The organism is Micromonospora chalcea (genome assembly GCF_002926165.1).
GTDB classification, from domain to species: Bacteria; Actinomycetota; Actinomycetes; order Mycobacteriales; family Micromonosporaceae; genus Micromonospora; species Micromonospora chalcea.
This window is the reverse complement of sequence record NZ_MAGP01000001.1, coordinates 136,687-160,277: the sequence shown is the minus strand read 5'-3', so window position 1 is coordinate 160,277 and position 23,591 is coordinate 136,687. Positions and strand designations below refer to the sequence as shown.

Below are 23,591 nucleotides of genomic sequence, written 5' to 3'. Positions count from 1 at the left end.
CTCAGCAGGGTCCAATTGTTAATATTGTTTGTCAATAGGCGATCACCGATGGACGCGAGACCGTCACGCGCGGGGCACCGGCCGTGCGGCGGTCGGGTCCGGCGGGACGACGTGCTTGGCGGTCTCGTTGGCGGCGACGTTGACCAGGGTGACCGCGGCGAGGGCCGCCAGCACCACCGGCGGGAGCGCGGCGAGTCCGAGTGGCCCGGACAGTGGGCTGAAGGGCAGCGCGACGGTGACCGTGATGAGCAACAGTCCGGTGCCGGCGAGCGCGGCGGAGGGGCGGCTGCGCAGGAAACTCCGATTGGAGCGCAGCACCAGCAGCGCGATGATCTCGGTGGCGGTGAACTGGACGAACCAGGCGGCGCGGAAGACGTCGGTCGACACGTGCCACCACCAGCGCAGGGCGCCGAGTACGAGGAGGTCCACGGCGATGCTGATCGAGCCGTACACCAGCATGAACCTGCGGATGGTCCGGACGTCGACGGTACGCGGATGCTGGATCTGCTCGGCATCGGCGTGGTCGGTGGACAGGGTGGTGTAGGGGATGTCGGAGAGGAAGTTGAGCAGCAGGACCTGACGGGGCAGCAGCGGCAGGAAGGGCAGCAGGAGCGCGGCGATGCTCATGCTGACGACGTTGCCGAAGGACGCGCTGGTGTTGACCCGGATGTACTTCAAGGTGTTGGTGAACGTGCGGCGGCCCAGGCGGATGCCGTCGGCGATCACGTCGAGGTTCTTGTCGAGCAGCACGATCGCCGCGGCCTGTTTGGCGACGTCGACAGCGGTGTCGACGGAGATGCCGACGTCGGCGGCGTGCAGCGCGGGAGCGTCGTTGATGCCGTCGCCGAGAAACCCGACGACGTCGCCGCGTTGGCGCAGCGCGGTCAGGATGCGTTCCTTCTGCAGCGGGTCCACGTCGGCGAACACGGTGACGTCGGCGATCCGCTCCGGCAACTGGTCGTCGGGGCAGGCGGCGAGGTCGGCGCCGACGAGCGGTTCGCCGGCGAGGTCGACGCTGGCGGCGACGTGCCGGGCGGCGTGCCGGTTGTCGCCGGTGACCAGTCGGACCGTGACGCCCATGTCAGCGAGCCGGCGGATGGCGGCGGCGGCGTCTGCGCGGGGTGGGTCCTGGAAGGCGAGCAGCCCGACCAGCGTCATCTCCCGTTCGTCGGCGACGGCGACGGCGGTGGCGCCGGGCATGGGCCGCACGGCGAGGCCCAGCACCCGGTCACCCTGGTCGCTGAGCGCGGCGAACCGTCGCAGGACCCGCTCGCGTACCTCGTCCAGCGGTACCGTGCCCGCGGCGGTGCGTGCGGTGGCGCAGACGTCGAGCACCGCGCGTAGCGCACCCTTGGTGACCAGGATCGGCTCGTCTCCGTCGCGCACCAGCAGGGACAGGCGCTGGCGGGTGAAGTCGTAGGGCGCCTCGGCGATGCGGGTGCCCGGGTTGGCGGGTGGTTGCCCCCTCATGATCGCCGTGTCGACAGGGTTGGGAAATCCACGCTGGAGGCCGGCGTTGAGCCTCGCGAGCCGGGCCACCTCGGCGTCCGGCTCACCCTCGACCGAGAGGCAGCCGGTGAGGGTGACCGTGCCGGCGGTGAGGGTGCCGGTCTTGTCGGTCAGCAGCACGGTCATGGCGCCGAAGTCCTCGATGACCTCGAGGCGCTTGACGATGACCCGGTGCGCGGCCATCGCACGGGCGCCGGCGGAGAGGCTGACCGCGACGATCGCCGGCAGCATCTGCGGGGTCAGCCCGACGGCGAGGGCGAGCGAGAACAGCAGGGAGTCGATGACCGGGCGGTGCAGCAGCAGGTTGGCGACGAAGATGCCGACCAGCAGCACCACCATGATCCGCACGAGCAGCAGCCCGAAGCGGGTCAGCCCGCGCTGGAAGCCGGTGCTGGCGGGGCGGGAGGCGACCCGGCGGGACACCGCTCCGAAGGTGCTGTCGCGGCCGGTGCGCATCACCACCGCGCGCGCGGTGCCACTGGCCACGTGCGTACCCATCCACAGCGCGTTGCCGCGCGCGGTCAGCTCCGCGTCCGGCGGCGACGGGTCGTCCGACTTGGGTACCGGGAACGACTCGCCGGTAAGCACCGCCTGGTCGACCTGCAGACGTTCCGCCTCAACGATCCGGCAGTCCGCCGGCACGACGTCCCCGGCGCGCAGCACCACGAGGTCGCCGACGACGACCTCCTCGACCGGTACGGACACCTCACGCCCGTCGCGGATCACCTCGGTGTCCACCCGGACCCGGGCCTGCAACGCGTCGACGGCCCGCCCGGCGGCGTGTTCCTGCCAGAAGCCGAGGCCGCCGCTGGCCGCGACGATGGCCAGGATGATGGTGCCGTCGATCAGATCCCCGACGGCCATCGACAGCAGGGTCGCGGCAATCAGGATCAGGATGATCGGGCTGATGAACTGCGACAGCAGGAGCCGCCAGCCCCGCCTGGCGCCCGCGTCGACCCGGTTGGGCCCGTGCTCGCGCAGCAGGGCGGCGGCGTGTTCACCGGTGAGCCCGGCCGTGGAGGCACCGACGGCGGCCACGGCCTGCGGCAGCGGCCCGGCCCAGAACGCCGCGCGCCCGTCTTCTGCTCGCCCCACTGCGCACTCCGCGGTCGCCGGCCACCCCCACGAGTGACGCTACCGATCCGCCCCACCGCGCGCGGGTGATTGGCCTCCCCGCTCACCGTCGGCCGGCTCGCGCCGTGCCCTCTGCCACGCCCGCAGCGCCACGCCGACGCCGATCAGGGCCAGCAGCGCCCACTCCCCGATGCCCAGTTCCCGTTCCAGATAGCGGTAGGAGGCGGCGCCCAGGTAGCCCAGCAGCGCCACGGCCGTCGCCCACACCAGCCCGCCGGCCAGGTTCGCCCGCAGGAACACCGGCCACCGCATCCCACCGGCGCCGGCGATCATGGGAACCACGGCGCGCAGCACCGCCACCCAGCGTCCGATGAGCACCGCCCACGCCCCGCGGCGGGCGACCAGGCGGCGGGCCCGCGCGATGTCGAGGCGCCGGCGCAGCACTCGCGGGGCGCGGGCGAGCACACCCGCGCCGTAGCGGCGGCCGAGGGCGTACCCGGCCTGGTCACCGAGGCAGGCCCCGGCCGCGCCGGCGGCCACCACCGCCCACAGCGGCAGCGCGCCACCGTGGGCCACCAGCCCGCCGATCAGGATCGCTGTCTCACCCGGTACGACCAGCCCGAGCAGCGTCGAGGACTCCAGGGCCGGCAGGACGACCACCAGGGTCAGGACGAGCAGCGGCGGCAGCCCCACGAGCACCGCCAGGATCCTGTCCACCCGATGATTGTCCCCCCGGAGAGTGGCCGGTGAGAGAGAAGCGCCTCCCGCGGGCGGACGAACCGTAGGGTTCGGGTCGACGGCAGGGACGGTGCCGGACGAGGGGCGGCCGAGGACCGGTGGGAGCGCGTACGCATCGCCCGTCGCCGGCGTTGCTGGTCAGCCTGACCGTCTCGGCGTGCCTTCTGGCGGCGCTCAGCGCGGCCGTACGCAGCCACCGGGTGCCTCGCTGGGAGCAGGACCTGTTCACCCTGCTCAACCACCTTCCGGCCGGGCTGACCCCGGTCCTGGTCCTGGTCATGCAGCTCGGCTCGTACCCGGCGGTGTTCGTCGCCGCCGCAGCAGCCGTCATCGCACGCCGCATCGGCGCCGCGTGGACTCTCCTGCTGGCCGGGAATCTGGCGTACTGGCTCGCGACAGCCGTCAAGGCCGCGGTCGCCCGGCAGCGGCCCGCGGCGCTGTTCACCGACGTGGTCCTGCGCGAGACGATCACCGGACGCCTCGGGTACCCGTCGGGACACGTCGCGGTCGCCACCGCCCTGGCGCTCGTCGCCGCGCGGGCCGGCGGCCCCCGATGGCGCCGCGCCGCCTGGGTGGTGATCGGGCTGGTCGCCGTCGCGCGGATCCACGTCGGAGCGCATCTGCCGATCGATGTGGCCGGCGGTGTCCTCGTCGGCTGGCTCGCGGTGTGTCTGACCCGACTCGTGGTCGGCGAGGTCGGGCCGCAACGGTCGGTGCCCGCACTGCGGGCGACGCTGCGGCGGCGCGGGATCGAGGTGGCATGGTTGGCGCCGATCCACGGCGACGCCCGTGGCTCGCAGCCGTGGCAGGCGGTCACCACCGGCGGTCGGCGACTGTTCGTCAAGGTGACCGGTGGCGAGCAACGCGACGCGGACTGGGTCTACAAGCTCTACCGGCGGATGCGCTACCGCCACGTGGCCGACGCGCCGCCGTACCTGAGCGCACGGCAGCAGAGCGAACACGAGACCTGTCTGACCCTGCTCGCCGCGCGTGCCGGCGTGCGGATACCGGCCGTCGTCACGACCGCCGCCGCGCCCGGCGGCGACGCCGTGCTGGTGCAGGAGTTCATCGACGCCGCCCCGCTGGACGCCGTCGTCGGGCCGGTTCCGCTTGCCGCCGTACGCGACGCCTGGGACCAGGTGGCGCGTCTGCACCGGGTGGGCATCGCGCACCGGGACCTGCGGGCCGCGAATGTGCTCGTCGGCCGGGACCACGTCTACCTGGTGGACCTGGGCTTCGGCGCCGACGACGCCTCGGCCGAGCAGCGGGCCCGCGACGTCGTCGAGCTGATGGTCGCCCTGGCCGGCCGGGTCGACCCGGCCGGCGTGGTCGATGCGGCGATCGACCACCTGGGTGTCGCGGCGGTCGCGGACAGCGTGCCGTTCCTGCAACCCGCGGTGCTGTCCCGCGCCGGCCGGACCGCCCTGCGCGCCCGGCCCGGCATGCTCGACAGCCTTCGCCAGGAGATCCTGCGACGCAGCCCGGACCGCGACCGCCCGGCGGCGAAGGTGGTCCGGATCAGCCGCCGCACCGTCCTGGAGCTGCTGGTCCTGGGGTTGGTCGTGCACCTGCTGCTCCCCCAGCTCGGCGAGATCCGCACCGCCCTGGGTCTGATCGTGCACGCCAACCCGGTAGCGGTCGCCGCGACGCTGCTCGGCTCCGCCCTGACCTACCTGCTCAGCGGTCTCGTGCTCCGGTTGGCCACGGCCGGCCGGGTCCCGCTGGGCGAGGCCACCCTGGTGCAGGTGGCCGCGTCGTTCGCCAACCGGCTGGCGCCCGGCAGCCTCGGCGGCGCCGCGCTCAGCCTGCGTTACCTGCACCAGAAGGGACTCGTCGCCGCTGACGCGGGCACCGCCGTGGCCGTCTCCCGCGCCGCCGGCGTGGTGTCCGTCGTGCTGCTGCTGCCGGTGCTGCTGCCGTTCGCACGCCAGCCCGCCCGCATCCTCACCCACGACGCGGCCAGGGCACTGCCGCTGCTACTGGGCGCCCTGGCCGTGCTGCTGGTCCTCGCCGGCGTGCTCGCCGTACCCCGGGTCCGGCGGCGTGGACGCGCCGCGGCCGGCCAGGTCGTGACCGCGCTGCGCGAACTGCGCCACCAGCACGGGCTGCGGTGGCTCGTCGTCGCGTCGACGGCGCTCACCCTCACCTATGGCCTCTGTCTCTACGTCGCGCTGATCGCCGCCGGCCCGGTCCCGCTGGTCCACCTGCCCCCGGTGATCCTGGTCTGCCTCGTCGGCGAGGGTGTCTCGTCCGCCGCGCCCACCCCCGGCGGGCTCGGCGCCACCGAAGCCGCGCTCGTCTCCGGTCTGCTGCTCTACGGAGTGCCACTGGACGCCGCCGTCGCGGGCACCCTGATCTACCGTCTCGCGACGTTCTGGCTCCCGGTACCGCCGGGATATCTGGCCTTCCGGCTCCTGACCCGGCGCCGGCTGCTGTGAACGTCGGCGACGGCGGGCGATCGTGGGCGGGGCCGGAGCGGCAGTGGCGATCCGCGCGTCTTCGGCAGTCTCCCGAGCTACGCCCGGCCGGGTCAGCCGGCCAGCGCCCGGCGACAGCGGGCGAGTTCCGCGCGCAGATCCCGGCGCAGGGCCCGGTCCAGGCCGGGCTGGGCGAGCGCATGGGCGAAGTCGCGGGCCGCCTCGTCCCACCGACCCAGCCGGGTCAGGGCCGTGCCCCGGTTGTAGCGCGGCACGGGGGCCTCCGACAGCGCCACCGCCCGGTTCAGGTCGGCGAGCGCGGCGGCCACGTCGCCGCGCTCGAACCGGGCGGCGGCCCGGTTCGTCCACGCCTCCACCAGCTCGGGGTCCCCGCTCAGGGCCCGGGTGAGCAGTTCGTCGGCCTCGGCGGGCCGGCCGCGCTCGGCGAGAATCAGGCCCAGGGTGCACAGCAACGCGGGCTCGTGCGGAGCGCCGGCCAGCCCGGCCCGTGCGCCGGCCTCGGCGGCGTCGAGCTCGCCGCGCTCCACGTGCAGGTTGACCAGGGCGATCCGGGCGTCGAGGTGCCCGGGTTCGATGGCGAGCACCCGCTCCAGGTCGGCGCGCGCCCGCTCGGGGCGGCCCCGCTCCTGGTGGAGCACGGCCCGGTTGTAGTACGCCTCGGGCAGGTGCGGTCCCAGCCGGATGGCGGCGTCGTAGTCCCTGATCGCGGCCCGGGTCCGGCCCGCCGCCCGGTAGAGGGCGGCGCGGTCCACGTAGTACTCGCAGTTGTCCGGGTCGTGCGCGATCACGGTGTCCAGGTCGGCCAGCGCCCGCGCCGGGTCGCCCAGCGCGAGGTGAACCTGCGCCCGGTTGTGGCGCAGCCGGGCCAGGTCCTGCGGGCGTTCGCCGGGCCCGAGCGCGGCCGTCAGCCGCCCCGCTCCGTCGTCGACGAGCCGCAGCGCCTGGTCGGGCCGGCCGGCCCGGCTGTCCAGCAGCGCCAGGCCCTGCTCGTAGAAGACCGTCGACAACAGCCGCTGGCGTGGGTCGGCCAGCTCGGCGGCGAGGTACAGCGCCCGCTCCAGCCACTGCCGGGCCAGCGCCGGGTCCTGCTCGGCCGCCGGCAGGTGCCGGGCGTGCAGCATGGCGGTGGCGTACGCCGCCGACATCGTGATCTTCGGATCGTCGGTGACGGCCCGCGCCTCGTCGTAGAGGTCGAGCGCCTCGGCGGCCCGGTTCAGGGCCGCCAGGGCGGTGGCCAGGCCGGTGGTGAACGCCCACCAGTGCCGCAGGTCGCCGTCGGGGGTGACCGTCGCCCGCCCGCGCCGGGCGACCCGGGCCGCGTGGTGGTAGTAGCCGCGGGCCAGGCTGTCGCCCAGGGCCCGCCGCAGCGCCTGCGGGGTGCGCCCGTCGGGCGCCGGGTCGGGGGCGCCCTCGTCGCGCAGGTCGAGGCGCACCGGGGAAGGCCCGAGCCGGCGGGCCAGCGCGTCCAGCAGCTCGGTGGTCGTCTCGTCGGCGCTGGCGACGTGATCGAACCGGACGGTCACCGGCCGCCGGAGCGTGCCGGCCCAGGCCGCCACCAGCTCCGCCGCGCCGTAGGCCAGGCAGGCGGTACGGCGGGCGGGGTGGAAGCGGATGGGCTCCTCCTCGGCGGCCGGCCGGGCCGCCGGATCGAGCCGGGGGGCGATCGCGCGCAGTTCGACCGCGTGCCGGGCCGCCAGGCGGGGCCGGTCGGCGGCGACCCGACCCAGAAAGACCGAGACCCCGGCGTACGGCCCGTGGTCGCGGTGGCAGTCGTAACGTTCCGGCCCGCCGGTCACCGCAGGGCCCACCGCCGCAGGGGCGGGCGCCCGGAAGCGCCCGCCGGACCGGCAGTTACCAGCACCACTCGATCCACAGCCGGCGTGCGCCCGACACCAGGCGGAGCGCAGAAGTGCGACGGACGGTCATTCTCCTCATAGGAACCTCCGATGTGATCCACCTCAGGACTGGCCCAGAGCGTAATCCCGGTCGATGTAAATAAGAAGGGTGCTCGCAATTCGCGCCGCAGGGCCGAGGTCTAGTAGCGGCGTCGCAGTCGGGCCTCGGCGCGGGGGTTGCGATTGGCGAGGTTCAGGTCGCCGCCGTAGTGCGCCAGAACCCGCGGGTTCATCACCCGGTACCACAGCGGCGGAACGAGAGCGAGCAACACCATCGAGGCGTAGCCTCCGGGCAGCCGCGGCGAGACGTCGAAGCTGCCCAGCGTCTGGTAGCGGCGCAGCGGGTTGGCGTGGTGGTCGCTGTGGCGTTGCAGCTGGAAGAGGAACACGTTGGTGACGACGCGGTCGCTGTTCCAGCTGTGCCGTGGGTCGACCTTCTCGAAGCGGCCGGTGGCCGTGCGCCGGCGGCACAGTCCGTAATGCTCGAGATAGTTGACCGCTTCCAGCAGCGAGAAGCCGACGATCGCCTGTAGGAGCAGGAAGGGCACGAGCCGCCACCCGAACACCGCGATCAGCAGGGCGAAGAGCACGACGGTCATGAGCCCGGCGTTGAGCAGGTTGTTGCGCAGCGTCCACGGACTCTTGCGCCGCAGCCGGAAGCGGCCGGTCTCCAGCCGCCACGCCGAGATGAGGCTGCCCCAGACCGTACGTGGCCAGAACGAGTAGAAGCTCTCCCCCAGCCTGGCGCTGGCCGGGTCCTCCGGTGTGGCGACACGGACATGGTGTCCGCGGTTGTGCTCGACGTAGAAGTGGCCGTACCCGGTGGGCGCGAGCGCGATCTTCGACATCCACCGCTCGACCGTTTCGCGCTTGTGGCCGAGCTCGTGTGCGGTGTTGATGGCCAGTCCGTTGACGATTCCGATGGTGGCGACCAGGCCGGCGGCGCCGGCGAGACCGAGGCCGCCACGCGTCCAGACCCATGCTCCGAGCAGCAGGGCGGCGTACTGCACCGGCAGGAACAGGAACGTGATCCAGCGGTAGTAACGGACCTCCTGCAACCGCCGGGCGACGTCGTCGGGCGGGTTCTCCCCGTCGTCACCGAGCAGCACGTCGATGACCGGGATGAGTCCGAAGACCACCGCCGGGGTGAGCCACCAGGCAGCGGGTCCCGCGCCGGCCTGCCACAACGCGTACGCCAGGAACGGCAGCACCGGCACGAGAAGAGCCAGTGGCCACAGGTGCTTCTTGCCGTCATGCCAACCGGCGGCGACCGCTGGAGCATCGATCGAGGTCTGCATGTGCCGCCTCCGGAGTGTCGAGCGCTGCGTCGACTGTCACACGGATACCCATGCTTGACAATATCTGGCCCCGCGTAAATTTGGTGGGCATGCAAGGCGCATGTGTCCAGTCGATAGACTCGGCGCACCATGGTCGACCCTCCGCCTTATCGCCACACCGCGCGCCGCCACCTGCGCGACGCGGTCCTCAAGGCCGGCCGCGACCTGGCGATCGACCGCGGCTGGGACGCGGTACGAATGGCCGACGTGGCGGCCCGCGTGGGCGTGAGCAGGCAGACGCTCTACAACGAGTTCACCAACAAGGCCGGACTCGGCGAGGCCATCGCACACCGCGAGATCGACCGGTTCACGGACGGCGTACGGGAGGCGTTGTCCGCACACGGCGGCGACGTGCGGGCCGCCGTCCACGCCGCGGTCACGTTCGTGTTGACGCAGGCCGGCACCGACCCGCTGGTCAAAACCGTCCTCAACAGCGCCCGAGGCACCGACGCCCTGCTCCCCTACCTGACCACCCGCGCCGACCTGGCCCTGGCCGCCGCCGTCACGGTGCTGAGAGAGTGGGCGGGCACGCACCTGCCCCGGGTGCCGGCCGATGACGTCACCGTCGGCGCCGAATCCCTCGCGCGACTGGTCGTCAGCCACATCGTGCTGCCGACCGCGCCCGTCGACACCACCGCCGACACCCTCGCCGATCTGGCACAACGCTTTTTGGACCCGCCGCGGGCGTGAACCGGCGCAACAGCTGCCACAGACGGCGGAAGGAGAGCATCCCCTCCGGTGACGATCTGCTGCCGGCCAGGCCGCTTGCCCGCCGGCGGGTGTCGGCCGTCCGGCGTGGTCAGAGGCCGGCGGCGGCGTCGTACCGGCGTCGCAGGTCGGCCATCTCCGATGCGGGCAACGCCTCCCTGAGCGCCAGTTCCTCGTACTTGTCGGGGAACATCTCCCGTAGCCGGTCGACGAACCTGACGTCGGCGGTCGCCTCGACCACCTGAATGCCGGGAGGTTGGGTGGTCATGTCCATGATCACCGGGCCGACCAGCTTCACCGCCCCGTCCCAGTGGCGCTTCTGTTCGGCGACGCCGCAGAGGTGGAAGCCGTAGACCGTCTCGACGTCGGCCAGTGTGGCGGCCCCGGTGGGCTCGTAACCGTAGACATGGACTCCGCAGACGATCGCCGGCGGCGCCTGCTCTCCGGCCGGCGCCTGTGGGGCGGTGTGCCCGGCGTGCTGATGATCTTTCGGGTCCGCCTGCTCGAGGGTCGTACGCATCCGGGTCAGGATCTCCTGGCGGAGAACTGCCGGGTCCGTCCTCGGGGTGGTCGAGGTGACCAGGGCTGCCACACCGAGCGACGCGGCAAGCAGGCACACCTCGATCCACACGAAGACGCTTCGGTACCAGCCGCCGACGCCTACCCGGGAAATCATTGTCGTTCCTCACCTCGTCGCGGTTCCTGATGCTGGCGCAGGGCCCTGCCGGCGGTGGGGTGGCGCGTGCCGCGCCACCCCACCGCAGACGCTGTTACCGGGCGGTGCAGGTGAGGGTGGGTGCGGAGTTGGTGCCGTTCCAGGAGGCGTTGAAGCCGAAGCTGGTACTGGCGTTGGCGCTCAGGGAACCGTTGTAGGCGACGTTCGACGCGGAGACCGACGAGCCGCTGGAGGTGACCGTCGCGTTCCAGGCGTTGGTGATGCTCTGGCCGTTGGGCCAGGTCCACGCCACAGTCCATCCGGAGATGGCGGCGTTGCCGGCCTGGACGGTGACATCGGCGCCGAAGCCACCGGACCACTCGCTGGTCTTGCGGTAGGTGGCGGTGCAGGCGCCGCTGCCGGCCGGCGGCGCCGTGGTCGGCGGCGGGGTCGTCGGCGGCGGGTTGTTGCCGCCGCCGAAGATCACGTCACTGCAGAGGTAGTACGGCTGGTCGAGGTGGGACGCCTGCCAGATGGTGTAGACGACGTGCCGCCCGGTGCGGTTGCCCGCGTTCACCTGCGCCTCGTAGAGCCCGGTGGTCGGGTAGCTGCCGGTGCGCAGCACCAGTTCGAGGCTGTTCCAGGTGAGGGGCTGGGTGGTCGGGTCGAAACCCTGCTTGGTGATGTAGATCAACATGTAGTCGGCACCGTGCTTGGCGCCGTCGGTCAGCGTCAGCGTGAAGTTGTTCGGCATCGACTTCGCGGTCCACGCGCCGACCGCGTCGAGCGAGGCGTACAGGCCGTTCTGGGTGCGACCACCGCTGCACAGCTGCCCGTCCGGCACGGCGGCCTGGTGGTTGCCGCCGACGTTCTCGCGGTACAGGCCGTTCCAGTTCCACATGGTGTTCGGGTTGGCCTGCCACGCCTGCCAGCACATCGGGTCGGTCTGGGCCATCGTGGGGTTGAGGTGGTCGGAACCCCAGCGCTCGTAACATCCGTAGTTGCGTGACGGCGGGTTGGTGACCGATCCGTGCGCCGAGGCCGGACCGGCCTGGTTGACCACGACCATCGTGAACGAGGCGACGAGAACTGCGGCCGCGGCCAGTCCCAGACGGCGTGCTGTCCGTGAGATTTTCATGATGCTCCAGTGGATGCGCCGACGCCCAGTGGCCCTCGCTGGGTGCCCACCCCGGAGAAGGTGACGCCGATCGATTCAAGCCGCCCACCAGGTGGACGGCACTGCTGCCCAGCAGCGCTTGGCGACTCCCAGCCACGATCTTAGTAAAGACCACCGTCAATGTAAATCGGACCCGTCCCGGATCAGACCGCGAGAGCCGCCCGTACCTCCCGCTCCGCCGTCACTCCCCCGTCGCCGTGCGAGGTGACCCGGCCGGATTCGAGGACGTGATAGCGGTTCGCCACCCGCAGCGCGAACCCGAGATGCTGCTCGACGAGCAGCACGCTGAAGCCGGACTGCCGGGTCAGCTCGACGATCCGCTCCTGGATCTCGGCGACCACCGACGGCTGGATGCCCTCGGTCGGCTCGTCGAGCATGAGCAGCCGGGGCCGGGTGATCAACGCGCGGGCGATGGCGAGTTGCTGACGCTGGCCGCCGGAGAGGAGCCCGGCCCGCCGCCGCAGCAGCGGACGCAGCGCCGGGAACAGATCCAGCGCCTCCGCCGTCGCCACCGCGCCGTCGCGCCGGGCGTCGGCGACGAGGCGCAGGTTCTCCGCCGCCGTCAGGTGCGGGAAGCACTGCTGGCCCTGCGGGACGTACGCCATGCCACGCGCCACCCGCTCGTGCGGCGCGAGACGGGTGACGTCCTCGCCGTCCAGCTCGACGGTGCCGGCGCTCGGGCGCAGCAGGCCCGCCGCGACCCGCAGCAGGGTGCTCTTGCCGGCGCCGTTGTGCCCGAGCACCGCGGCCACCCCGTCGGGCGGGACGGCGAGGTCCACGCCGTGCAGCACCCGGGAACGCCCGTATCCGGCGTGCACCCCACGCAGGGTCAGCATCATGCCTCCAGAGGACTGGGGACCGAACCGGCGTCGACCGGGTGGCCGAGGTAGACCTCCTGCACGCGCGGGTCCGCCTGGACCTGCGCAACCGTGCCCTCGCTGAGCACCCTCCCCGCGTGCAGCACGGTGACGCTGCGCGCGAAACGGCGCAGGAAGTCCATGTCGTGCTCGATCACCACCACCGTGCGATCCCGGCTCACCGTCTCCAGCAGGGCGCCCGTGGCGTCGCGCTCCTCGTGGCTCATCCCGGCGACCGGCTCGTCGAGCAGCAGCAGCCGCGCGTCCTGCACCAGCAGCATGCCGATCTCCAGCCACTGCTTCTGGCCGTGCGCGAGCGTGCCGGCGAGCTGGTCGGCCCGGCCGGCCAGCCCGATGGTCTCCAGCGCGGCGGCCACCTCGTCGGGGATCCCCCGACGGCACCGGGCCAGGGTGGCCCAGCTCCGGCGGGCGCCCGCGGCGATGTCGAGGTTCTGCACGACCGACAGCTCCTCGAAGACCGTCGACGTCTGGAACGTCCGGCCGACGCCGAGCCGGCTGATCCGGTGCACCGGGCGACCCAGCAGCTCCTGGTCGCCGAAGCGCACCGAGCCGGTGGCCCGCACCAGACCGGTGATCGCGTCGACCAGGGTGGTCTTGCCGGCGCCGTTCGGCCCGATCAGGAACCGGATGTCACCGGCGGGCACCTCCAGCGAGACGCCGTCGACGGCGGTGAAGCCGTCGAAGCTGACCCGCACGTCACGGACGGACAGCCCGTCCAGCCGGTCGTCGCTCACTGGTGCACCTCCGCCCGCTCGGCGCGGCGGCGGGCCAGCGCCCACAGCGACGCCAGGCCGCCGGGAAGGAACGCCACCACCACCACGAAGAGCAGACCCTGCAGGTACGTCCAGGTGCCCGGGAAACGTTCGGAGAGGGCGGTACGCGCCCAGGCCACCGCCACCGCGCCGAGCACCGGCCCGAGCAGCGTGGCCCGGCCGCCCACCGCCACACCGATGACGAACTCGATCGACGGGACGATGCCGATGAGGGCGGGCGAGATGATGCCCACCGCCGGCACGAACAGCGCGCCGGCGAGGCCCGCCATACCCGCCGCCACCACGTAGGCGACGAGCTTGACCGACGCCGGGTCGTAGCCGAGGAAGCGGACCCGCTCCTCGCTGTCCCGCACCGCCACCAGCAGTTCCCCGTAGCGGCTGTGGACGATCTGGCGGGCCAGCGCGAGCAGCGCGAGCAGGACGCCGGCGATGATGAAGTAGACCATCCGCTGGTTGACCGGGTCGTCCAGGTCGTAACCGAAGAAGCCCTGGATGTCGGTGAGCCCGTTGGTGCCGCCGGTGGTCCCCTGCTGGCCGATCAACAGGATCACCATGGCGGCGGCGAGCGCCTGGCTGAGGATGGCGAAGTACGCGCCCCGCACCCGGCGGCGGAACACCAGGGAGCCGAGCCCGAACGCGACGGCCATCGGCAGCAGAACCGTGGCCGGCAGCGCGAACCACGGGCTGGCGAACGGCCGCCACCAGACCGGTAGTTCGTCGAGCTGCCCGTACAGCTGCATGAAGTCGGGCATCCCACCGGGACCCGCGTCGGCGAGCTTGAGGTGCATGGCCATCGCGTAGCCGCCCAGGCCGAAGAAGACGCCCTGGCCGAGGGTGAGCATGCCGCCGCGCCCCCAGGCGATGCCGATGCCGACGGCCACCATGGCGACGCACAGGTATTTGGCGAGCAGGGCCAGCCGGAAGTCCGACAGCGCCAGCGGCGCGACGGCGAACAGCAGCGCCGCGCCGAACGCGAACCCCGCGGCCGGGCGCAGCCGGGACCGGCCACCGGGCCGGCTCCCAGGCGCGACGTCGGCCGGGGCCGGTGCGCCGGCGGTGCTCGGCGGCGCGGGTGTCACGGCGGTCATGCGAGGCTCCTGGTCCGCAGGGTGAACAGGCCCTGTGGCCGCCACTGGAGGAACGCGACGATCGCCACGAAGACGATCACCTTGGCGACGCTGAGGGTCGTGAGGTACTCCCCGGTGGCCTGGAGGACCCCGAGGGCGAAGGCGACGATCACGCTGCCCTTGAGCTGACCGATCCCGCCGACCACGACGACCAGGAAGGCGTCGATGATCAGGTTGGTGCCCATGGTCGGGCCGATCGGGCCGAGAAGGGTGAGCGCCACCCCGGCGAGCCCGGCCAGGCCCGAGCCGAGAAAGAAGGTCGTCCGGTCGACCCGCGCGGTGGGGATGCCGGACACCGCGGCGAGGTCGCGGTTCTGCACGACCGCGCGGATCCGGCGCCCGAGCGGGGTGAACCGCAGCGCCAGCGTGAGGGCGGCGACGGCGGCCAGGGCCAGGGCCAGGATGAACAGCCGGTTGTTGGCGACCGTCAGCCCGCCGGGCAGGGCCACGTTGCCGGTGAGCAGGTCCGGCGCGCGGGTCTGCACGTTCGGACTGCCGAAGACGTCCCGGGCGAGCTGTTGCAGCATCAGGGACACGCCCCAGGTGACCAGCAGGGTGTCCAGCGGACGGGCGTAGAGCCGGCGGATCAGCAGGATCTCCAGCAGCACCCCCATCGTGCCGGCGACCACGAACGCCACCGGCAGCGCGACCAGCAGCGACAGGCCGGCGCCGGTGATGCTCTGTTGCAGCACGTACGTGGTGTACGCGCCGGCCATGATGAACTCGCCGTGCGCCATGTTGATGACGTTCATCTGGCCGAAGGTCAGCGCCAGCCCGAGCGCGATGAGCAGCAGCACCGCGCCGATGCTGATGCCGGTGAAGAGTTGACCGAAGAGGACTGTCACGGTGGGTACTCCCGTACTGCTGGTCGAAGCCCCGGGCGGGGCCACCCCGCCCGGGGCCGGCGTCGTCAGCTCAGGCCGCTCGCCCACGGATAGGTCTTCAGGTACGGGTCCGGCGCGATCGGCTTGCCGGAGTTCCACACCTCGGTGATCAGGCCGTCCGCGCCGACCTTGCCGATGCGGGCGGTCTTGGCGATGTGCTGGGTCTTGCCGTCGACGGTGACCAGGCCCTCCGGCGCCTCGAAGGTGATGCCGTCGGAGGCGCCACGGACCTTCTCCACGTCGAACGCGCCGGCCTTCTCGACCATCGCCTTCCACAGGTAGACGCTGACGTAGGCGGCCTCCATCGGGTCGCTCGTCGGCTTGTCCGCGCCGTACTTCGCCTTGTACGCGGCCACGAACTTGCCGTTCGCCGCGCCGGGCGTGGTCTGGTAGTAGTTCCAGGCGGTCAGCTGACCCTCCAGGTACTGGGTGCCGATGCTCTTGACCTCCTCCTCGGCGATGGACACCGACACCACAGGCATCGCGGCGGCGGTGAGCCCGGCCGACTTGTACTCCTTGAAGAACGCCACGTTGCTGTCGCCGTTGAGGGTGTTGAAGACCGCCTTCGCGCCGGACGACCTGACCTTGTTGACGATCGTGCCGAATTCGGTGGACCCGAGCGGCGCGTAATCCTCACCGACCACAGTCATGCCGTTCGCCGCCGCGTACGCCTTGATGATTTTGTTCGCCGTTCGCGGGAAGACGTAGTCGCTGCCGACCAGGTAGACCGATTTCGTTCCCTGGGCCTTGAGGTAGTCGAGCCCGGGGACGATCTGCTGGTTTGTCGTCGCGCCCGTGTAGAAGATGTAGGGCGACTGTTCCAGGCCCTCGTACTGCACCGGGTAGAACAGCAGCGCCTTGTTCTTCTCGAACACCGGCTTGACCGCCTTGCGGCTGGCCGACGTCCAGCACCCGAAAACGGCCGCGACCCGGTCCTCGGAGATCAGCTTCTCGGCCTTCTCCGCGAAGGTGGGCCAGTCCGAGGCGCCGTCCTCCCCGATCGGCTGGATCTTCTTGCCGAGGACGCCGCCGGCCGCATTGATCTCCTCGACGGCGAGCATGATGGAGTCGCGGACGGTGACCTCGCTGATCGCCATGGTGCCGGAGAGCGAGTTGAGCAGGCCCACCTTGACGGTGTCGCCGGAGACGTCGGCGGTGACGCCGGCCGCGCCGCCCTCGTCACTGGTCTTGCTGCCGCACGCGGTCACGGCGACCGCGGCGACGAGGATCATGGCCCCCGCCAGGATGCGGCGGCCCCAAAGAAGTGACATCTAATCTCCCTGCGGTGCGCTCAAGTAGCGAAAGGACGGTCGGTGCGGTCCGGTGGAGTTGGCGATGCCGGGGTCGACGGGTGGACGTCGCCTGTGGTCATCGCATCGGCTATGGGCACGCAAAGCGTTGACCGGCATGATTGCGCGGACGTTTCCCGGTCCTTAATTGACTGTTTCCCGGAAACCCGGAGAGAACGCACGCCGCAACGGCTGACACCGCCCCGTGCGAGGCGGTGCCAGCCGTGATGAATTCGGTGAAGAATTGCGCCACCACAATGGTCGGCGGACAGATTCCGCCGACGGTGGACAGACATTCGCGGTATCCACCCCTGGGGTAGATACTTCACGCAGGAAGTATCTTAGGGCCGGGCCGGGTGGACGTGTCAAGGGCCGGTACCGGGCGGTCAGAGCTGGGCGAGCACTGTGAAGTCGAGACCGTCTGCCTCGGCGAGGTAGATCCGCTGGCGCACGTGCCGTCGACGCAGCTGCAGCCGGCCGCGCGGCCCGTGGTACGCCACCGTGTCGGCAGCCGTCTCGATCGCCCGCACGTCGAGGGTGCGGGCCTGCCCGATCAGCGCGGCGAGCAGCATCACGCCCTCGTAGCAGGACTCCCCCAGGCTGCCCAGCGGCGGCGCCTCCACCCCGAACCGGCGGGCGAACTCGCCGTGGAAGTCGAGGTTCTCCGGCGTCACGAGGCCGGCGAAGAAGCCCGCCGTGCTGTAGAGCCGCCGCGTCGCGCCCGCCCCGCTGGCCAGCAGCATGTTCTCGTCCATCAGGGTACTCAGCCGCAGGCAGCGCTGGTCCATCGCGGCACGCGCGAACGCCCGGTTGAACCGCACCGCGTCCGCGCCGACGAGCAGCATCACCACCGCGTCGGCCTCGCTGCGCTCGATCCGGCGCAACACGTCGTCGAAGTCGTGTGTCTCCAACGGCAGGAACGCCTGCCCCACCACGCGACCACCGCCGCGCAGCGCGTACCGCTGGGCCGCCCGCGCGGTGCGCCGGGGCCACACGTAGTCGTTGCCGACCACGAACCAGCGGCGCGCGCCCTGCTCCCCCGCGAGCAGCCGCATCGCGGGCCACAGCTGGGCGTCCGGCGTCTCGCTGGTCAGATAGACCCCTTCGGTACGTTCACCGCCCTCGTACAGGGCGGTGTAGACGTACGGCACGCGGTGCGCGACCCGGGGCGCGAGCGCCTGCCGCACCGAGGAGATGTGCCAGCCGGTCACGCCCTGCACGGCGCCCACCGACACCAGCGCCTCCACCTGGGCGGCCACCTCGGCCGGCGGTGCGCCACCGTCGACCGGCACCAGCCGCACCTCGCGGCCCAGCACCCCGCCACCGGCGTTGATCTCCTCGACCGCGAGCTGGGCGCAGAGTTCGCAGGTCGGGCCGAACATTCCCGCCGGCCCGCGCATCGGGTACACCAGCGCGATGCTGACCACGGCCCGATCGACTGTGAGCCACGGCGGGGCCGGCGCGGACATGAGCCCATGATTGCCCGGCCGACGTGGGAAAACCATAGCTCTCCATGGAGCGGGACGAGTCGCTACCATGGCAGGGCCACCGGCCCAGGGAGTTCCATGTCAGACGTGCCCGGGGCGCCAGCCGATCTGCTGCGCTCGCTCACCCGCGCCGAACGGCTGCTCTCCCGCCGGTTGGCCGCCGTGCTGGCCGACGACGACCTGACCACCGAGGCGTGGCGGGTGCTCTGCCTGCTCGCCGACGGGCAGGGCCATCCGATGAGCGAAGTGTCCGCCGAGGCGTCGTTGCCGCCGGGGACCCTCACCAAGCTGGTCGACCAGCTCGTCGACCGGAACCTGGTGTTCCGGCGGATCGACCCGCTGGACCGGCGACGCATCCGGGCCCACCTGACCGCCCGAGGCCGCCGCGAGCACGCCCGCCTCGACGAGCGGGTCCGCACCAGCCTCGCCGAGGCGGGCGTACCGGCCGACACCGCCCTGCTCGACCACCTCGCCGACCTGATCGCCCGCCTCGACCCGGCGGCTCGGCGCGATGACGCTGAGACGGCCGGCCTTCGCCTCACTACACCTCGGTGAGCAGCGGCTCGCCTTCGAGGTGGGCGCGCAGCGTGTGCGCGTCGGCAGCGGTGGCGGTCCACAGTGTCGCCGGACCGCCCGCCAGGGGCAGCCGGGCGACGGTGCCCTCGACCGTCGCGGACTCGTGGGGCAGCGACGGGTCCACCACCAGCAGTGACCCGGTGGCCGGCGCGCCGCCGAGCACCGCGGGGCCGGCCCAGCCGGGCGCGCCCGGTCCCACGGCAAGCGACTGGCGCAGCAACGGACGGCCGTCGTAGTCGACCCGGGTGTGCACGACCGCGCTGCCCGGCGCCTCGCCGTACCGGCCGCAGATCACCTCGTCGCGCCACGTCAGCCTCGCCCCGGCGGCCACCTCGACCCGGGACTCGGCGAGGTGGGCGCAGCCGGCCGCGGCGACCAGTTGCTCGGGCAGCCAGTGCAGCGCGCCGCCGTCGCGCACCACGGCACGCACCACCATCCGCGACACGACGCCGGGCCGGCCGGGCAGGGCGACCGAGGCGGCGACGGTGTGCAGCCGCACCGCCGCCCCCGGTCCCACGTCGATCTCCAGCCGCAGGTCGTCGCCGGCGAGCGGGCCGGCCGCCCCGCCGACCACGTACACCGTCACGGCCCGACCGCGCCCGGGCGTCTGCCGCAGCAGCAGCGGTGTCTCACCGCGCAGCTCGGCGAGGACCGTGCCGCCCCGGCCGTCGGCCCGGGCCACCAGCCGGGCGTACGCGCGCATCAGGCCGGGCCGCCCCGCGCGGCGACCGGGTGCAGAGCCGCGTGGTGGGCCAGTTCGTGGCGGATCCAGTCGGCGACCCGTCCCGCCGCCGGGTCGCCGACGATCGACAGGAACACGGTCGGCAGGTCGCCGCGCCGGGCCCGCGCGTCCCGGTCCATGACGGCCAGGTCCGCGCCCACCATGGGGGCCAGGTCGGTCTTGTTGATCACGAGCAGGTCGGCGGACGTCACCCCGGGTCCGCCCTTGCGCGGCACCTTGTCCCCGCCGGCCACGTCGACCACGAATATCTGCCGGTCCACCAGCCCTCTGCTGAACGTGGCGGTCAGGTTGTCCCCGCCGCTCTCGATGAGCACCAGGTCCAGCGGGCCGACCGCCTCGGCCAGCTCGTCCACGGCGTCGAGGTTGGCCCCGATGTCGTCCCGGATGGCGGTGTGCGGGCAGCAACCGGTCTCCACGGCGCGGATCCGGGCCGGGTCCAGCACACCGGCCCGCTTGAGGAAGTCGGCGTCCTCGGTCGTGTAGATGTCGTTTGTGACCACGCCGAGTCGCAGCTCCCCGGCGAACGCCCGGCACAGGGCCGCCACCAGGGCGGTCTTGCCGGACCCGACCGGCCCGCCGATGCCGACGCGCAGCGCCCGGCCGGCTTGGGCCAGCGGCGGATGCGGGTCCACCCCCGGCTCGGGGTGGGTGTGCGGAACGGTCTCGTCGTGCGGGGCAGGATTCCGGTCGGCCTCGGGCGCAACGGTGTCAGGACGCAAAGAGACGCACCTCCCAGGTGGCATGAGCTTCGGCATGGATGTCGGCAAGCGGGGCGGCCGCCGCGGCCGGCCGCTCGGGTGGGTCGTCGGCGGCCCGGGCCGCCGCCGCGGCGATGCCGTCACACCGGCCGGCGAGACCCACAAGCAGGGCCTGGACCCGGTACGGGTCGAGGCCGAGCAGGCGTACCGCCGCACTGGCCGCACCGGTCACCGTCCCGTGGACGGCGACGGTGGCGGTCTCTGCGCGGCTCAGGCCCGCGGCGGCGCAGAGCAGCCCGAGCACCAACGGCTGGTGCGCTCCGCCGGGTGTGGCGGGCAGGTCGTCGAAGGACGCCTCCGGCCAGATGGCCCGGCCCGCGCGCAGCAGGGCCCGTCCCTGGCGGCGGGACACCGTACGCAGCGCCGGCGCCGCCGTCCGGGCGTCCAGCTCCGCGTCGAGCAACGCCAGCGTGGACCCGCGTACGGCGGAACCCGACGTCACCGCCCGGTGCGCCGCCGCTGCGAACGCCGCACCGACCAGCCCGGCGGTGGCCAGCCGGCCGGCCAGGAACGCCTCCAACGTGGCCAGGTCGGTGACCCGGCCGGCGGCGACGGCCGCCTCCAGGCCGCCGGAGTGGGCGTGCGCGCCGGCCGGGAAGCGACCGTCGGCCACCAGCAGGAGCAGGCTCGACGTCGTCATCAGAACAGGAAGTACCGCTGGGCCATCGGCAGGCGTGTCACCGGGTCCGGCTCCACCACCTGACCGTCGATCCGCACGGTGAACGTGTCCGGGTCCACCTCGATCCGGGGCATCGCGTCGTTCTCCGGCAGGTCGGCCTTGCCCCGCGAGCGCACGTCCGCGACGGGCACCACCCGCCGCCGCACGTCCAGGCGCAGCCCGGCGTCGAGGGCGGCCGGCGCGACGAACGCCAGGCTGGTCGCAGCCGCCGCGGCGCCGTATGCCCCGAACATCGGGCGTGGCAGCACCGGCTGCGGCGTCGGGATGGACGCGTTGGCGTCACCCATCTGGGCGTACGAGATCATGCCGCCCTTGAGCACCAGGTGCGGTCGTACGCCGAAGAACGCCGGATCCCACAGCACCAGGTCGGCCAGCTTGCCCGGCTCGACCGAGCCGATCTCCCGGTCCAGCCCGTTCGCCATCGCCGCGCAGATGGTGTACTTCGCCACGTACCGGCGGGCCCGGTGGTTGTCGGCCGCGCCGTCGCCGGGTAGCGCGCCGACCCGCTCCTTCATGACGTGCGCGCTCTGCCAGGTTCGCAGGATCACCTCGCCCACCCGGCCCATCGCCTGCGAGTCGGAGCCGATGATGGAGATCGCGCCGAGGTCGTGCAGCAGGTCCTCGGCGGCCATGGTGGACGGCCGGATGCGGCTCTCGGCGAAGGCCAGGTCCTCCGGCACGGACGGGTTGAGATGGTGGCAGACCATCAGCATGTCCAGGTGCTCGGCCAGGGTGTTGGCGGTGTACGGCCGGGTCGGGTTGGTCGACGACGGCAGCACGTTCGGCTCGCCGGCCACTGTGATGATGTCCGGCGCGTGCCCGCCTCCCGCGCCCTCGGTGTGGTACGAGTGGATGGCCCGGCCGGCGATCGCCCGCAGCGTGTCGGCCACGAAACCGGCCTCGTTGAGGGTGTCGGTGTGAATGGAGACCTGCACCCCGGAGGCGTCCGCCACCCGCAGGCAGGCGTCGATCGCCGCCGGTGTGGTGCCCCAGTCCTCGTGCAGCTTGAAACCGCCCGCGCCGGCGCGCAACTGCTCCCACAGCGCCTCCGGTGAGACGGTGTTGCCCTTGCCGAGCAGCAGCACGTTGACCGGCAGCGTGTCCAGCGCCTCGTGCATGCGGGCCAGGTGCCAGGCGTTCGGGGTGACAGTGGTGGCCCGGGTGCCCTCGGCGGGGCCGGTGCCGCCGCCGACGAGTGTGGTGATGCCGCCGGCGAGCGCCTCGGTGACGATCTCCGGGCAGATGAAGTGCACGTGCGTGTCGACGGCGCCGGCCGTGAGGATCCGGCCGTTCCCGGCGATGACCTCGGTGGCCGGGCCGATGACCAGCTCGGGGTGGACGCCGGGCATGGTGTCCGGGTTGCCGGCCCGGCCCAGCGCCACGATCCGCCCGTCGCGCAGACCCACGTCGGCCTTGACCACCCCCCAGTGGTCGAGCACCACCGCGCCGGTGATGACGGTGTCGAGGGCGCCCTCGGCACGGGTCGCCCGCGACTGGCCCATCGACTCGCGGATCACCTTCCCGCCGCCGAAGACCGCCTCGTCGCCGCCTGCGCAGTGGTCGGTCTCCACCTCGATCAGGAGGCTCGTGTCGGCCAGCCGGATGCGGTCGCCGGTGGTCGGCCCGTACAAATCGATGTAGCGGTCCCGCCGCAGGGCGGTCACCGCGTCGGCCCGTCGGTCGTCGGCGCCCCGCTCGTCGGCGCGTCTGTTCCCGGCGCGGCCGGTGGCGCTTCGTCCAGCGGCCCGGCGCACTCGCCGCGCAGGCCGGGCACGACGCGTGCGCCGCCGAGCGGAACCAGCTCGACGGTGCGGCTCACGCCCGGCTCGAACCGGACCGAGGTGCCCGCCGCAACGGCGAGACGCTGACCCCAGGCGAGCGCCCGATCGAACATCAGGGCCGGGTTGGCCTCGGCGAAGTGGTAGTGCGAGCCGACCTGCACCGGACGGTCGGCCGTGTTGACCACGACCAGAGTGGTCACCGGCCGGCCCACGTTGATCTCGACCGGGCCGGCCGCCGGCAGGATCTCCCCGGGGATCACGGGATCGGGTGGTGCACCGTCACGAGCTTGGTACCGTCCGGGAACGTCGCCTCCACCTGCACCTCCCTCAGCAGCTCGGGGATGCCGTCCTGGACGTCCTCGCGGCCGAGCACGCTCCGGCCGGCCGACATGAGGTCGACCACCGACCGTCCGTCACGGGCCCCTTCGAGAAGGAAAGCGGTGATGATCGCGACGGCTTCGGGATAGTTGAGTCGCAGGCCGCGCTCGCGGCGGCGGCGAGCGACGTCGGCCGCGACGTGGACGAGCAGGCGGTCCTGCTCGTGCGGGCTGAGGAACACGGGATTCTCCGGTGGGGTCGGCGTGGCCCGCTCGCCGTCGGCTCCGCGTGGAGCCGCGCCGGGCAGGACCACCCGGAGTACGAGCTGGAGTCACACGACCGCCGCGACGCCGCCTACGGGTGGCCCGGGACTCCACCATCCCGGCCCGCTCGACGGGCACCCGGCGGTGTCGGTCGGATGCGGACCGCACCGCCCACCGCTTGAGCAGACCGTAGAGGATCGCCACCGGCGGGGGCAACAGTGTGCTCGGTGTGAGGGATCGAGCCCTGCCGGTGTCCGGGTCGGATGGCACGCCAGGGACGCCCGCAGTACCCCATTCGCGAGCTGACGCGGGCGCACGTCGGGGAAGCCGTCGTCGGGTATTCCTGCAACTGTGGTGCGAAGACGAGGAGATCCGACGGCAGGCGGTGCTCGAACGCGCTGCCGCGATGCGTCGCCGAACTTCGTCCCTACGTCGAGGACGCAGGTGCAGCCGCCGCGGCCGGCGGCGTCGATGTCGGACAGGTTTCCGGAGGGTGAGGGCCCGC

21 protein-coding genes are annotated in these 23,591 nt (G+C 72.6%); 3 read left to right on the top strand and 18 right to left on the bottom strand.

Going from position 1 to position 23,591, the window contains the following annotated elements:
* Nucleotides 1–63 precede the first annotated feature (63 nt).
* Nucleotides 64–2,604, bottom strand: coding sequence for a magnesium-translocating P-type ATPase (mgtA, locus tag BAW75_RS00260; RefSeq protein ID WP_104112215.1), 2,541 nt, complete (start codon nucleotides 2,602–2,604; stop codon nucleotides 64–66).
* Between the two features lie 39 nt (nucleotides 2,605–2,643).
* Nucleotides 2,644–3,300, bottom strand: a complete 657-nt coding sequence (locus tag BAW75_RS00255) for a DedA family protein (protein ID WP_104112214.1) — start codon at nucleotides 3,298–3,300, stop codon at nucleotides 2,644–2,646.
* A gap of 119 nt (nucleotides 3,301–3,419) precedes the next feature.
* Between BAW75_RS00255 and BAW75_RS00250 the strand changes: the two genes are divergently transcribed.
* Nucleotides 3,420–5,759, top strand: coding sequence for a lysylphosphatidylglycerol synthase domain-containing protein (locus BAW75_RS00250; protein ID WP_104112213.1), 2,340 nt, complete (start codon nucleotides 3,420–3,422; stop codon nucleotides 5,757–5,759).
* Nucleotides 5,760–5,851: 92 nt separating this feature from the next.
* Here BAW75_RS00250 and BAW75_RS00245 read toward each other — a convergent pair whose 3' ends face one another.
* Both BAW75_RS00245 and BAW75_RS00240 read right to left on the bottom strand, forming a co-directional pair.
* Nucleotides 5,852–7,567: a tetratricopeptide repeat protein gene (locus tag BAW75_RS00245; protein WP_244205974.1), complete on the bottom strand. Its 1,716-nt coding sequence runs from the start codon at nucleotides 7,565–7,567 to the stop codon at nucleotides 5,852–5,854.
* 227 nt (nucleotides 7,568–7,794) lie between these two features.
* Nucleotides 7,795–8,952, bottom strand: coding sequence for an alkane 1-monooxygenase (locus tag BAW75_RS00240; RefSeq protein ID WP_104112211.1), 1,158 nt, complete (start codon nucleotides 8,950–8,952; stop codon nucleotides 7,795–7,797).
* Between the two features lie 129 nt (nucleotides 8,953–9,081).
* Here BAW75_RS00240 and BAW75_RS00235 point away from each other — a divergent pair, with 129 nt between their 5' ends.
* The gene (locus BAW75_RS00235) at nucleotides 9,082–9,681 is read left to right on the top strand and encodes a TetR/AcrR family transcriptional regulator (protein ID WP_064445449.1); all 600 of its coding nucleotides are present in this window, start codon (nucleotides 9,082–9,084) and stop codon (nucleotides 9,679–9,681) included.
* A gap of 109 nt (nucleotides 9,682–9,790) precedes the next feature.
* Here BAW75_RS00235 and BAW75_RS00230 read toward each other — a convergent pair whose 3' ends face one another.
* From BAW75_RS00230 to BAW75_RS00195, 8 genes are all read right to left on the bottom strand, one after another.
* Nucleotides 9,791–10,375: a hypothetical protein gene (locus BAW75_RS00230; protein WP_104112210.1), complete on the bottom strand. Its 585-nt coding sequence runs from the start codon at nucleotides 10,373–10,375 to the stop codon at nucleotides 9,791–9,793.
* Nucleotides 10,376–10,469: 94 nt separating this feature from the next.
* Nucleotides 10,470–11,492, bottom strand: coding sequence for a lytic polysaccharide monooxygenase auxiliary activity family 9 protein (locus BAW75_RS00225; RefSeq protein ID WP_104112209.1), 1,023 nt, complete (start codon nucleotides 11,490–11,492; stop codon nucleotides 10,470–10,472).
* A 182-nt stretch (nucleotides 11,493–11,674) separates the two neighbouring features.
* Nucleotides 11,675–12,370, bottom strand: coding sequence for an urea ABC transporter ATP-binding subunit UrtE (gene urtE, locus BAW75_RS00220; protein WP_244205973.1), 696 nt, complete (start codon nucleotides 12,368–12,370; stop codon nucleotides 11,675–11,677).
* Nucleotides 12,367–13,143, bottom strand: a complete 777-nt coding sequence (urtD, locus tag BAW75_RS00215) for an urea ABC transporter ATP-binding protein UrtD (protein ID WP_104112208.1) — start codon at nucleotides 13,141–13,143, stop codon at nucleotides 12,367–12,369. Before urtD ends, urtE begins: the two co-directional genes overlap by 4 nt.
* A complete protein-coding gene (gene urtC / locus BAW75_RS00210; RefSeq protein ID WP_104112207.1) occupies nucleotides 13,140–14,270 on the bottom strand; it encodes an urea ABC transporter permease subunit UrtC in 1,131 nt (376 codons plus the stop codon). Before urtC ends, urtD begins: the two co-directional genes overlap by 4 nt.
* Nucleotides 14,267–15,154, bottom strand: coding sequence for an urea ABC transporter permease subunit UrtB (gene urtB, locus BAW75_RS00205; RefSeq protein WP_104112206.1), 888 nt, complete (start codon nucleotides 15,152–15,154; stop codon nucleotides 14,267–14,269). Before urtB ends, urtC begins: the two co-directional genes overlap by 4 nt.
* 65 nt (nucleotides 15,155–15,219) lie before the next feature.
* A complete protein-coding gene (gene urtA / locus BAW75_RS00200; protein ID WP_104112205.1) occupies nucleotides 15,220–16,464 on the bottom strand; it encodes an urea ABC transporter substrate-binding protein in 1,245 nt (414 codons plus the stop codon).
* Between the two features lie 404 nt (nucleotides 16,465–16,868).
* Nucleotides 16,869–17,951, bottom strand: coding sequence for a substrate-binding domain-containing protein (locus BAW75_RS00195; protein WP_043322855.1), 1,083 nt, complete (start codon nucleotides 17,949–17,951; stop codon nucleotides 16,869–16,871).
* Between the two features lie 96 nt (nucleotides 17,952–18,047).
* Between BAW75_RS00195 and BAW75_RS00190 the strand changes: the two genes are divergently transcribed.
* Complete coding sequence (locus BAW75_RS00190) at nucleotides 18,048–18,524, top strand: MarR family winged helix-turn-helix transcriptional regulator (protein WP_064445445.1); 477 nt, start codon at nucleotides 18,048–18,050, stop codon at nucleotides 18,522–18,524.
* On the opposite strand, the gene BAW75_RS00185 is transcribed toward BAW75_RS00190, so the two are convergent.
* From BAW75_RS00185 to BAW75_RS00160, 6 genes are read right to left on the bottom strand one after another with little or no spacing between them, the layout of a single operon-like run.
* Entirely contained in the window at nucleotides 18,511–19,248 is a 738-nt protein-coding gene (locus BAW75_RS00185) for an urease accessory protein UreD (protein WP_064445444.1), read from the bottom strand. The genes BAW75_RS00190 and BAW75_RS00185 overlap by 14 nt on opposite strands.
* Nucleotides 19,248–20,006, bottom strand: a complete 759-nt coding sequence (gene ureG, locus BAW75_RS00180; RefSeq protein WP_208635141.1) for an urease accessory protein UreG — start codon at nucleotides 20,004–20,006, stop codon at nucleotides 19,248–19,250. The genes BAW75_RS00185 and ureG overlap by 1 nt, the downstream gene beginning before the upstream one ends.
* The gene (locus BAW75_RS00175) at nucleotides 19,996–20,685 is read right to left on the bottom strand and encodes an urease accessory protein UreF (protein ID WP_104112203.1); all 690 of its coding nucleotides are present in this window, start codon (nucleotides 20,683–20,685) and stop codon (nucleotides 19,996–19,998) included. The genes ureG and BAW75_RS00175 overlap by 11 nt, the downstream gene beginning before the upstream one ends.
* Complete coding sequence (locus tag BAW75_RS00170; RefSeq protein ID WP_104112202.1) at nucleotides 20,685–22,388, bottom strand: urease subunit alpha; 1,704 nt, start codon at nucleotides 22,386–22,388, stop codon at nucleotides 20,685–20,687. The genes BAW75_RS00175 and BAW75_RS00170 overlap by 1 nt, the downstream gene beginning before the upstream one ends.
* Nucleotides 22,385–22,765, bottom strand: a complete 381-nt coding sequence (locus tag BAW75_RS00165) for an urease subunit beta (RefSeq protein ID WP_051610833.1) — start codon at nucleotides 22,763–22,765, stop codon at nucleotides 22,385–22,387. Before BAW75_RS00165 ends, BAW75_RS00170 begins: the two co-directional genes overlap by 4 nt.
* Entirely contained in the window at nucleotides 22,762–23,064 is a 303-nt protein-coding gene (locus BAW75_RS00160) for an urease subunit gamma (protein WP_043322840.1), read from the bottom strand. The genes BAW75_RS00165 and BAW75_RS00160 overlap by 4 nt, the downstream gene beginning before the upstream one ends.
* Nucleotides 23,065–23,591 lie beyond the last annotated feature (527 nt).